The following is a 4463-nucleotide window of genomic DNA, read 5'->3' on the forward strand; positions in this document are numbered from 1 at the left end:
CATTAAGCGAAATGGTGCTGAAAGGCAGCGGTGCATGGCGTGTTCATGGTGGTGGATTTGGTGGAACTATCCAGGCATTTGTACCACAGGATAAACTTGATGAGTATGTAAAAGTGCTTGAACACGTTTATGGTGAAGGAGCGTGTCACAAATTATTTATACGTGCAAAAGGATCGATAAAACTTGATCTGTAGAATAAATAGTAAGGTTTAAAGCCTAAACTGTTATTTATCATTGGAAGAAAGATAGTTGTAAAAAATGCATCTTATTTCTTCTGAATTTCAAACGATATTTTAACTTTGAGGCCGAATATTTGACTTATCCCGATTCTTCAGTCGGGATAAGTTAGTTTTTCGACCTAAATTATAACTGACATAATAAATCAGATGAGTTTTAACATAGAAGACCATCCGCATAAAAGATATAACCCATTAAATGGCGATTGGATTCTTGTGTCGCCACACAGGGCAAAACGCCCCTGGCAGGGACAGGTTGAAAAACCGGTTGTAGAAGAACGACCAAAATATGATCCAAGTTGTTACCTCTGCGCAGGTAACGAAAGGGCCGGAGGAAAAGTTAACCCTGATTATAAAGGAACCTTTGTATTTACCAACGATTTTAGTGCACTGCTTACTGATACCCCTGAAGGAGGTATTGATGATGGCGAATTGTTTCAGGCGCAAAGCGAAAGCGGCATTTGTAAAGTAATTTGCTTTAGCGAAGATCACAGCCTTACCATTCCTGAAATGGAAGTTGCCGATATTCGTAATGTGGTTGATCTGTGGTGTGAGCAATATGCTGAACTTGGAGAGAATCCAACTATCAACTATGTGCAGATATTTGAGAACAAAGGAGCCATTATGGGCTGTTCAAATCCGCATCCACACGGTCAGATCTGGTCGTCGAAAGGAATTCCAACTGAACCGGCAAAAGAAAGTAAAACACAAAAAGCATATTTTGAGAAGCATGGAAAAAGCATGTTGTTCGATTATGTAAATGCAGAACTGGAAAAGAAAGAACGTTTGCTTGATCAGAATGATTCGTTTGTGGCATTAATTCCGTTTTGGGCGGTTTGGCCCTTCGAGGCAATGATTATCAGTAAACGACCGGTTCAGAATATTCTGGAGTTAACGGATGCAGAACGAACCGATTTGGCCGATATCTACAAAAAGCTAACCGTAATGTACGATAACCTTTTTGAAACGTCGTTTGCCTATTCGGCCGGGTTACATCAGGCTCCAACCGATGGAGAAGATCATCCTGAATGGCATTTACACATGCATTTTTACCCGCCATTATTACGCTCGGCAAGCGTTAAAAAATTTATGGTTGGTTACGAAATGCTTGGAACCCCGCAACGCGATATCACTGCTGAAGGTGCTGCCAAAAGGTTACGTGATTTGCCTAAAACTCACTTTAAAAAGAATTAATTATTAATTACTTAAATCAATAAAATTATTATGGAAGCTAAAAAACAAAATTACACAGTGCCTATTATCATGATGATTCTGCTGTTTGGTATGATTGCATTCGTTACCAACCTTGCAGCTCCAATGGGTGTTGTGCTTAAGTCTCAATTCGGTGCGAGTAACTTTCAGGGAATGTTGGGTAATGCCGCAAACTTTATTGCTTATGCAGTAATGGGAATTCCCGGTGGTCTTTTGCTTCAGCGAATTGGATATAAAAAGACTGCTTTAATTGCCATTGCAGTTGGATTTGTTGGTGTTGGAATTCAATACCTATCGGGTCATTCAAGTGAATCAATGGCATTTACAGTTTACCTGATTGGTGCATTTGTATCAGGTTTCTCAATGACTTTGTTAAACACTGTTGTAAACCCAATGCTTAATACTCTTGGTGGAGAAGGTAATAAGGGAAACCAGTTAATTCAGGTTGGAGGTTCATTCAACTCTGTAATGGCTACTTTTACTCCTGCCTTTGTAGGTATTTTAATTGGATCGCAAGTTGCTAGTGCACGTATTACCGACATTTTCCCGGTGATGTACATCGCATTGGGAATTTTTGCCCTGGCTTTCTTTGTTTTAATGGCAGTTAACATTCCTGAGCCTCACGTTAGTGCTGCATCAGATTCAATTAAAAGTTTGATGGCAGGCGCTATGCAATTCCGCCACTTCATTTTCGGAGCTATCGGAATTTTTGTCTACGTAGGTGTTGAAGTTGGTGTACCGGGAACACTGATTTTCTGGTTAACTGATCCAAGTGCAGCTTTTGGTATGGATGCAGGTACCGCAGGTTCTGTGGCCGGTACTTACTGGTTGCTTATGCTTGCAGGCCGATTGGTCGGTGCTTCAATTGGTAGCAAAGTGTCGAGTAAAACGATGTTAACGTTTGCTTCATTCGTTGGTATGGTTTTAGTGCTGTTGGCTATCCTTCTGCCTACATCAACCGTGGTAAGCATGCCGGTATTCCAGGTACAGGGTAGTTCATTGTCGTTTGTGTTCGCACAAGTTCCAATTAACGCTATGTTGCTTGTTCTGGTAGGTTTATGTACATCAATTATGTGGGGTGGTATCTTTAACCTTGCTGTTGAAGGTTTGGGTAAATATGTTGCTGCTGCTTCAGGTATTTTCATGACACTTGTAGTAGGTGGTGGATTACTTCCTTTGGTACAGAATGCTGTTGCCGACGGAATCGGATTCCAGCCTTCGTTCTGGGTACCATTCTTAGGACTGGCTTACCTGTTCTTCTATGCCGTAATTGGTAGTAAAGTAACTAAACGTGCCGAAAGCGTTAAACTTTAAAGACAATTAAAACCTCACTCGTTGGGGAATTAAATATCGAATTCGGGATAATCCCGGCAAGCCATCCGTCTGCTAACGGATGGCTTTTTTTATGCGGCAAAAAAAGAGCGGTCTGAAAATATGAGTTGCATACATTATTTTTTATTTTAGCAACACTTAATCACTACTATGTACGATATTATTGGAGATGTTCATGGATATGCAGCCAAGCTAAAAAAGCTTTTAACGGAAATGGGCTACCGGAAAACAAATGGTAGTTATTCGCATCCTAACCGAAAAGCAATTTTTGTGGGCGATTTTGTTAATCGCGGACCCGAGATCAGAAAGACAATCCGTACGATCAAAGCAATGGTTGAAAACGGCCATGCTTATGCGGTGCTTGGTAATCACGAACTCAATGCTATTATTTACCACCTAAAAGACAAACAGGGAAGATCAATTATATCAAAACCGAGTAAATACTTTTTGTCGCTTTTTAAAACCATCAACGAGTATTCACTGGGATCGAAGGAACTGAACGAACAGTTGCGGTGGATGCGCACATTACCGCTTTATCTCGATTTAGGCGAAATAAGGGTGGTGCATGCCTGCTGGTGCGAAGATGCCATTAAAGTTGCCGACTTACTGTATGAAGATGGCAGAATTAGAAAGCGTGTATTTCGTACTGTATATAAGAAAGCCAGTTCTGAGGAAGCACAAAGTGTGTGGAGACTAACCAAAGGTGTAAACCTGAAATTACCCCCCGATTTTAGGGTGATGAATAATAAAGGTGTTTCGCCCCGTTCGTTCCGAATTCGCTGGTGGGAAAACCTGAACGGAAAAACATTTAAAGAAGCTTCGTTTGAAAGTAAGTTCACGATGCCGTCGTATACTATTCCTCCTGAAATCGTTCCGGAGACCTTTCCTTACCCCGATGATGCGCCAATTGTTTTCTTCGGACACTACTGCCGGGGGGGCGGACCGCACATAATAAAACACAATGTTTGTTGCGTTGATTCGTGTGTTGCGGGTACAAAAACACTTTTGGCCTACAGGTGGAGTGGTGAAAAGGAGCTAGATATGAATCATTTAGTGAAAGTTTAGAATTTAAAAGTCGTGTATAGTATTGATATTCAATGCTGTATGAAAAATATCAAAAAAATATTTTTTTGTATTGCAGGTAAAAAAAGAAAGTATATATTTGCATCACCTTTGCAAAGGGTACCAAGCCCGAAAAAAGGTAAAAGTTCTAAAAAAACGGTGGCGTAGTTCAGTTGGTTAGAATGCCGGCCTGTCACGCCGGAGGTCGCGAGTTCGAGTCTCGTCGTCACCGCTTATTTTTTTGACAAAAAAGTTTAGAACATCAATTTATTGGTGGCGTAGTTCAGTTGGTTAGAATGCCGGCCTGTCACGCCGGAGGTCGCGAGTTCGAGTCTCGTCGTCACCGCAAAAGCAGCTCACAAGGCTGCTTTTTTGTTATGAAGTATTACGTCTACATTATCTATTCTCCGGGAATTGATTCCTATTACAAAGGTCAGACATCGTGTTTGGAGGATCGTTTGAATCGTCATAATCGCGGATCACATTGAAAAGTTGGTGGAGAAGAAAAAAAGAATCTCTCTCCAGACGTTTCAGTATTGAGCCAAGTCACCTACCATAAGCAGATTACTTTTGGCTTATCAGCCGGATTCTACTCTTTGGTTTAGCCCAAAGAGTAGACAG

General features: G+C 41.1%; 4 protein-coding genes, 2 tRNA genes and 1 pseudogene. All 7 read left to right on the forward strand.

Going from position 1 to position 4463, the window contains the following annotated elements; all coding sequences use genetic code 11:
* A pseudogene (locus ABZB17_RS20835) lies at positions 1 to 194 on the forward strand (galactokinase); the annotation flags it as partial.
* 192 nt (positions 195 to 386) lie between these two features.
* Positions 387 to 1430 (forward strand): UDP-glucose--hexose-1-phosphate uridylyltransferase, encoded by a 1044-nt coding sequence (locus ABZB17_RS20840; protein WP_372653282.1) that lies wholly within the window; start codon positions 387 to 389, stop codon positions 1428 to 1430.
* A 30-nt stretch (positions 1431 to 1460) separates the two neighbouring features.
* On the forward strand, positions 1461 to 2762 hold the full coding sequence (locus ABZB17_RS20845; protein WP_045033244.1) for an MFS transporter: 1302 nt from the start codon (positions 1461 to 1463) through the stop codon (positions 2760 to 2762).
* Between the two features lie 168 nt (positions 2763 to 2930).
* Positions 2931 to 3845 carry a metallophosphoesterase gene (locus ABZB17_RS20850; RefSeq protein ID WP_372653284.1) on the forward strand — a complete coding sequence of 305 codons (915 nt, stop codon included), beginning with the start codon at positions 2931 to 2933 and terminating at the stop codon, positions 3843 to 3845.
* 155 nt (positions 3846 to 4000) lie between these two features.
* Positions 4001 to 4074, forward strand: a tRNA-Asp gene (locus ABZB17_RS20855).
* A 40-nt stretch (positions 4075 to 4114) separates the two neighbouring features.
* Positions 4115 to 4188, forward strand: a tRNA-Asp gene (locus ABZB17_RS20860).
* Between the two features lie 31 nt (positions 4189 to 4219).
* Positions 4220 to 4330 carry a GIY-YIG nuclease family protein gene (locus ABZB17_RS20865; RefSeq protein ID WP_372653286.1) on the forward strand — a complete coding sequence of 37 codons (111 nt, stop codon included), beginning with the start codon at positions 4220 to 4222 and terminating at the stop codon, positions 4328 to 4330.
* Positions 4331 to 4463: the final 133 nt, after the last annotated feature.

The organism is Draconibacterium sp. (assembly GCF_041583095.1).
GTDB lineage: Bacteria > Bacteroidota > Bacteroidia > Bacteroidales > Prolixibacteraceae > Draconibacterium.

What these genes read in the sequence shown, in the direction of transcription:
- ABZB17_RS20840 (WP_372653282.1), top strand. Translation starts at nt 387, where the DNA reads ATGAGTTTTAACATAGAAGACCATCCGCATAAAAGATATAACCCATTA.
- ABZB17_RS20845 (WP_045033244.1), top strand. Translation starts at nt 1,461, where the DNA reads ATGGAAGCTAAAAAACAAAATTACACAGTGCCTATTATCATGATGATT.
- ABZB17_RS20865 (WP_372653286.1), top strand. Translation starts at nt 4,220, where the DNA reads ATGAAGTATTACGTCTACATTATCTATTCTCCGGGAATTGATTCCTAT.
- ABZB17_RS20850 (WP_372653284.1), top strand. Translation starts at nt 2,931, where the DNA reads ATGTACGATATTATTGGAGATGTTCATGGATATGCAGCCAAGCTAAAA.